Source organism: Moorena sp. SIO3B2 (genome assembly GCF_010692525.1).
GTDB classification, from domain to species: Bacteria; Cyanobacteriota; Cyanobacteriia; order Cyanobacteriales; family Coleofasciculaceae; genus Moorena; species Moorena producens.
Window position 1 is genome coordinate 1 of the sequence record NZ_JAAHHE010000310.1, and the last position, 7,165, is coordinate 7,165.

Below are 7,165 nucleotides of genomic sequence, written 5' to 3' on the forward strand. Positions count from 1 at the left end.
CGGATTTATTTTTCCTTGGGATTGGGAGTTGGAAGAATCAGAAGAGGCTTTTGAAGACGCTTTCGCTTTCTTAGCATCTGTTTTTTTCTTGCGGATTTTTTTGACTTTACTTGAGAGTGACATATATTGTGCTAATTTTTATTGAATATTATGTTATATATAGACTTGCTTTTATACTATTGGTAATTTTTCCGATGAGGGTTATCTCCAAGTTTTTAATTTTTCATATATTTGTTGATACAAGGTTATCGATGTAGCATCATTTAGATTATCTAATATTTTATCTTTGTCAGTAATACCTAATGACCTTAATATTTTTTTCTTTTCTTCACGATCTACACTTTTGTCCATTAGCACTTGAACGATCGACTCTGCGACTTTAACTCTACCCAACTTACTTTTATTAAAACTTTTTGAAACAACTTTCTCTTTAATCATAGCTGTGTTTATAGCTGTTCCTGCGGCAGCCAACAGAGGAACAGCAGCGCCTCCTGTTCCCACAGCTGCAAGTATTCCACCTATTAAACCAAGAGCACCTCCAACAGACCAGAGAAGATCTCTTGTAGCTCTTCTCTGTTGGCGTTCGAGGATAATATCACGCACCCAAGGATCTGCTATTTCCTCTGTTTTACCCATTAAATTAACCTGGGTCACGAAATCATGTCCTCTCATTACTGCAGATACACCGCCTACCGCTGGCACCAATCCTGTAGCTGCTTCTCCAGCATTTTCGGCTCCATGTTTCCCCGCTTCTTTTATTATTGAAGATACGCCCGCTGATATGCTAGTAGAATCACTAGCTAAATTTTCGATGTTTTGCGGCGTTATCCGCCCGCTTTGAACTATTTTTTCTAACATCAAGCCAATATTTGCCATGTCTCCAATTATACTTAATCCTGATGTAGAATATTTAGAGCTTTCCTTGAAGCTTTTGTCATCGACAATTTGATTAATTTTAGTAATTATTTTTCCTGCTATATTTTTCTCTGCTTTTCCTCCCAGAAACTTTCCAACATCCTGAACTACACCTCTAATTTTTGCTTTTTTAGAAGGATCTCCTGGTTGTTCGAGGTACTGCTTCAAATTATCTGTCGCATTTTTGAGTTGATCAGTATAATACACAGATTCGCGATATTCGTTAGCTTCAATTTCGTCACCTTTCAAGAATTTTGTGTTTGCTGCATCTTGTATCTGATTTGCTAGATTAGCCCATCCTTTTGTTGATGTACGTATATCTAGTCCAGAAGATAGTTTTTGTTGATTGATAAACTTTACAATTTCTTTGCTCTCTGAGAAAAAGGTGTATTTATTTGAATGCATGGCTTTGGATATTAAGTATCTCAGCATATTTTTCCGATCATTATCCATCCACGCTGAATTTTTAATAGTAGTATCAAGTTTACGATAAAATTCTCTAGCCTTTTCTATTTTATTGTCTATTGTTTTATCTTCTACTCTTACATGATTGATTTTTAAGTATTCAAAATTAGTTTTTCTATGTATACTACTAAGCAATTGCAATTTCTCGATCCACAGTTCGGACAGGTCATAATAACCTTGGCTACGAGATAAGTCGATCCTACCTTGAATAAAATCCTCAAGTTTAGTGTATTTTTCAACAAAGTCCGTTTTACCTGAATCCAAGATTTCTATAATCATTTCGTTTAATCTTGAAATATCTTCTCTTAGCCACTGTTTCTTATCTTCACTTTCTTGTTTATGTAATTTAGTCAGTTCTCTTATTACCTCCTCCCATCCTTCCTCTGTCTTTATGTTATTTATAAATTCCTTACTATATCCTTTAAGTAACAAAATAACCTCATCTTCTAGAAAGCCATTTAAATCAGCATTATCATTTTTGCTTAAAAACAGCTCCACATCTTCTTTAGTTACATAGTTAAGTACATCTTTATCTTTATAATTAATTTGATCTGAATATTCTTTTTTGACATCCTCAATTCCAAAATCAGGGACCTTTGACAAAAGGTTCTTTTTAAAATCAGGTAATTTTGAAATATCCGAACCATTCAAATTACCCTTTCCATCCCTAATAACCTTTTTTGAAAGCAATATTTTTCCGGGCCTCTCTAATTTCTTTCCTTGCGAAAGCTTTAACTCATGCGCTCTTCTTTTGGCTATAATGCCCTTACCTTCTTTCATTTCCTTCCTCCATGTTTTTCAAAACGATAAACTCTACTACTAGTTGCATTAATGGTTCTCCGACCCCGCATCCTAGAGAGTATGTGATTAGATCACTGCGAAGTTTTAATAGAATCATATATCTTCTCGTACGCCTTTATTGGGTTAGCAGATTTTAACTCTGTAATAAGTTTTTCCCTATTTTTTTTTATTCCTAGAGCAATTAAAATCTGTTTCTTTTCCTCTGAAGTACTCTCATTACTAACCAATATTTGAAGAATTGCATCTACTATGGCAACCCTACCAATTTTGGAAGTATCAAATTTACTTTTAACACTGTTAGTCATTAATCCAATAGCAATGGTATAGCTGGCAGCCATAACGAGATTTAAGGCCAATCCAGGTGGGCCTGTCAATGCGAGTATTGCTCCAATAGTACCCATCGCACCACCCAAAGCTGCAAGCGAACTTTTCTCAATACGGCGATCTGTCCGCTCAGTTAAAATCGTCCTTAACCAATGGTGTGAAATTTTACTGATTTCTTGCTTTCTAGCTGCTATGGATACAACGTCATAGGATCGATATGCTGCGTAAATACTAGCGCCCACCCCACCAGCGAGGGTGGAAACCATTCCCGCCGCAGACGCACTACCTTCACCAGTTCTTGTCAAAATCTCCTTTGCCATACCGGAACTATTTGCCGTAGCCGTCGCGAAAGTTCCAGCAGCATCTATTATGTCAATACCTGCAGAATCACTTTCCATAAATTGCTTACCTAAAACCAGTAGGTTCCCTAGGTCTCCGAGGAGATTTATTCCGGGATTTCCCCAAGCCGCTATTTTTTTAACTGCTTGGTCATCGGACATATAGTTAGTGATTGCCGCAAATGGCGTTTGTGCGACACCTTCCGGTGTTCTGGCACTAAAATAATTATCTATATCTTTCATAAGCTCTAAGATTTTTTCCGATACTTCTTTATCAACTTGTTGTAATTCTTCTAACTTTTGCTTAATAGTATCTACCGAATGCCCAATTTCCCCAATAGTTAATGTTTGGTCGCGTTCTTTTAATGCATCTTTTTCATTATCATTCAAACCATAAATCTCATCAATTCTACTTATTTCATCCTTGAGCTGAGCCCAATAGTTTTTTCTTGATGCTGGAACTTTTCCGGTTTTATTATGAAAGTAAGAAAACATACCAACTTCTTTACGCAAATCAGCATATTTTTTTTCAAAATCTATATCGGGGGAATACTTTACCAGCAAAATCTTTTGCCTAATATAGTCCTGTTCATTTTTACCCATCTCAGAGTTTCTCACGAACTGATCTAAATCATCTAATTTCTTTCTTCGCTCTATCCTTTTTTTCTCAGCACGTTCAATAATTTGCTTTTCTTTAAATTTTTGTTCTAACGCCAGTGCAGTTTCCATTGCAGTCAAAGTATCCTGACCATATTCAGTAATAAGTCTATCGTATTCGTCGTTTAAAAGTGATAGCTCATTTTCATGTTCTTGAAACCTCCTTATCAGCGCTTCCAAACCCTCTGTGTCATATATATTTTCCAATCCACTTAATATCTCTCGCGCTTCGTCATCAGTTATCCTTACGAGGGCTTCCCCCAAAGAAAATTCTTCTTCTAGCTCCTGCCTAGCACGCCTTTCTTCAAGAATAAGAGCATCTCTACGATCCAGCTCATTTTGCTCAAACTCTCTTCGCTGCTCTTCTCTAAGCTTGGATTGTTCAGTTTCATTTCTTAGACTATTCTGCAGCCCTTGGTTTTCAATCTCTAGTTCTTGCTCTATATTTCTGCCACTAGCCTCGTCCGCTACCAGCGTTTGCCTTTCAATTTCATCCCTGAACTCTGTTTCAACCTCCTGCCTATCACGTAATTCTTTTTCCTCAATGTCTCGCCCATCAGTATCTTCTTCAGCATTAGTTCTCTGTTTCCGTACCCATGCTACAAATTCTGGTGGCATGGTATCCTTAATTTCAAGATTGGGATTTGCTCTAAACGCTTGTTTCAACGCATCAATTCTTGCTTTATCCGATTTTCTCTTGCCTGTTATAGAAGTATTAGCATGAGAACTTTCAAACGAGTGATTAGTTTCGCTTCCAGGTTGAGTAAGCTCTAATCCTTCTCTAGTTAACAATATTTTTCCGTCCACCCAGCTATCTCTGCCAGATGATTGTTGGACAGCTATTCTGTTTTTCTTTGTGCCATTCTTTTTTTTCGTCATTTTATTTTACAATTCCTTACACTCATTATTTTGTTAATGAAAGTTGATACACTAGGCGGTTAAACAACCAATTAATTCAACCTAAATCAATTAAACAACCGCCTTATACATCACAACCAACCCCAAATTACTTAAGCTCTTCTTATCCCCTTTCACTTTAAAGTTCCAAGTCGCACCCGAGCTTCGTATCATCAACCCATTGGCTTCATTAAACTTGCCATGCTTCAGGGTAAGGTCAGTATCATCATTCATAATTAAACTCACCTGCCCTTCCCCTTGCATTTCATAATGAGGCACCAAACCAGTAATTTTACTACCTGATAAATTGGGCAACATCTCCCGCTTGACCATAATGTCGAGTTCTTCAGTTTCGTCACTAATAAACGTCTGCCATTCTTGAGGAAATGTTTCCGCCATATTTATATAAACAGCTGTGGGATAGGGCTTTAACATCCCCTTCACCGCACTGGCGAATGAGTTACCGCCATTAAGGGCAGTGTACTTCAACTTGATAGTCACCTTATTCAGTTCGTTCAAGTTGTAGCTGCCACGCTTACCGCTTAACTCTAATCGCCAGGTTGATACCGCACCTGTTCCTTCAAAGGGAAGGAAACGTTCATCATCTAATCGCAGTTCAAATAAACCGTTCGGTTCGTCATATTCTCCTATGTCACCCAAGGCTATTTGCTGAGTGGTGCGCCAATCGCTGCGGATTGACATCGGTTCCTTACCTTTGGGATTCAGTAAGTATTTCACCGCTTTCACGTCTGGTTCCATCACTGTTTTATGACGGAGTTGAGTTAAGGTGGCATTCACGGTTTTTCCTTCACCCGCATCGATTTCAATGGCAATCGTTTTAACTTGTCGGTTATAGTGCCCTTGGAAGTCGTAATCGAATAAGGCTTCGGAGAGGTTGAACTCACAAGTGCCTTTGGTTTTCAATTGAATAAAGGCCATGGGGTCCAGCTCCGCCAAGGAAATATGTTTCCCGATTTCTAAAGAACGGCTATTGGTATCTATATAAGCCTTCTCCATGCGGTCCAGGTCATGGCCTAGGGAATAACCACTGAGTAAACCTTTCCGCAAGCTGTCCCAATACATTCCGCCAATGAACGATACCTCACTCTCTTTAAGACCGCGCTCGAATTGATAGGCTTTCTCCGCTGATTTTGCCATGTCATGGGCTAGCTTATAGGTTTGGAAGAACAAACCTGAGAGCTTGCTGGTCATCCATTGATACAACTGTTCGTTGGAGAATTTGCTGGTCATAAAGCGTTTCATTGATTCATTTTGTTTGATCTCCTTTTCGGTTGACTGTATCTCTAGCCTTGCGACTGCGATTTGATATTTGGCTCCTTCGATTTGGGCTTCCAGTTGCTTGATTTCACTTTCAGCCATTGTTTGTTGTAACTCCCAATCCTCTTTTGTGCGTTGATACTGGGCAAATAGACCTGCAATCTCACCTCCCATATTTATTGCTTCCGAAATAGACGATATACCATCAGCAGTCGTAGTTAATATGTCACTTAAGTGCATACCGCCGTGCTCAATATAAGAGGCAAATGGAGGACCAACAGCTACTTCTGGCGATGCCCCACTAATCGCTGCTGCAAATTTGAGACCGGAAATTCCATAGTTCATATAAGCTGATGCGGTCATCATGGCAATTTGAACTATTTCTGAAGCAATCATTCCTTGATCAATCAGATTGTTATAATGCTCAAGTTGCCCTTCAGCACTTTTCTTGTTTTCTTCAAGGGATTTCAAGTTCTCCAGTGCATCATTTAATTGCGCTTCCTTAATCCGGCTCGTAACTTCGAGAATTTCCTTCTCATGACGATTTTGTAACAAGCTCAGGGCTTCACTATCTTTCTTTTCGATCGCTCCCAACAAATCCCCACCGAATTGATTGAGTTTACCTACCAACTCTCGCGCTTTATTCAACATAAAGTTGAAGCGATAATGAGGTACAGCAACAGACAATCCTGCGATCGCGCCACCGATGCCACCACCACCTGCTACCGCCCGTACTAAAGCCATGGGGTCAATGGGAGGTTGGAACAAGGGCAAGGGTTGCTTAATGCCCATTATATTTAGGCTATGGCGAATTTTATACAGCCGGTCTTCAATCCGGTCCCAATAGTCAATTAAATTTTGATTTTCGGGGATATAGAAGTAGGGTTGAGTAACTGAGCTATGAATATTAGCTGCGAAGGTTAGACTCTTTTGATCTGGGTCCTTCCTACTCACATCAAACAAAAAGTCATATTGACTGCTATCTGCCTCCGCGCCTTGATCATGAATGCCTTCAATTTTATTGTTGCCATCACGGCCAAAGGGTTTTGAGTCAGACAATAGTCTGGTGCCGGTATTTTCAGGTTTTTGTCCGAGGAGATCGTAAGCTAAGATATAGTGCATCCGGGCTTCGTTGATACTCTCCCTGGTGTACTGACGGAACAGTTGATCCCCCCAGTCGATCAGATTATCGATATAGGCCATCACTGTGGTGCGTCGATAGGCAATCCGTCTGAGTCGGGCAATGGCATGAGGGTCGAAGGGATCTTTCAGGTAGGCTTGGATTTGCGGCTGAATGCTGGTTTCATCGGGTACCATAAATCCATACCTGATCGGAAGTCGTTTGACTATCTCCAAGGTTTCAGCTAAAGCTTTGGCATTAGGGTTATCTTTCACCAGAGCATCAACAGGCGTTTTCAGAGTGGTAATTGCTGATTCTGTAGGCAATTTTTTCAAATCCGTCAAATCGGTTTTATCAGGCATTTCTGTTC

3 protein-coding genes are annotated in these 7,165 nt (G+C 39.5%); all 3 read right to left on the reverse strand.

The annotated features are described in order from the left end of the window. Positions 1–201 precede the first annotated feature (201 nt). Positions 202–2,160: a hypothetical protein gene (locus tag F6K38_RS32075; RefSeq protein WP_287359115.1), complete on the reverse strand. Its 1,959-nt coding sequence runs from the start codon at positions 2,158–2,160 to the stop codon at positions 202–204. A gap of 92 nt (positions 2,161–2,252) precedes the next feature. Next, entirely contained in the window at positions 2,253–4,379 is a 2,127-nt protein-coding gene (locus F6K38_RS32080) for a hypothetical protein (protein WP_287359118.1), read from the reverse strand. 90 nt (positions 4,380–4,469) lie between these two features. Next, a partial coding sequence (locus tag F6K38_RS32085; protein ID WP_287359120.1) for a Tc toxin subunit A-related protein occupies positions 4,470–7,165 on the reverse strand: 2,696 nt, incomplete at its 5' end.

What these genes read in the sequence shown, in the direction of transcription:
- F6K38_RS32075 (WP_287359115.1), bottom strand. Translation starts at nt 2,160, where the DNA reads ATGAAAGAAGGTAAGGGCATTATAGCCAAAAGAAGAGCGCATGAGTTA.
- F6K38_RS32080 (WP_287359118.1), bottom strand. Translation starts at nt 4,379, where the DNA reads ATGACGAAAAAAAAGAATGGCACAAAGAAAAACAGAATAGCTGTCCAA.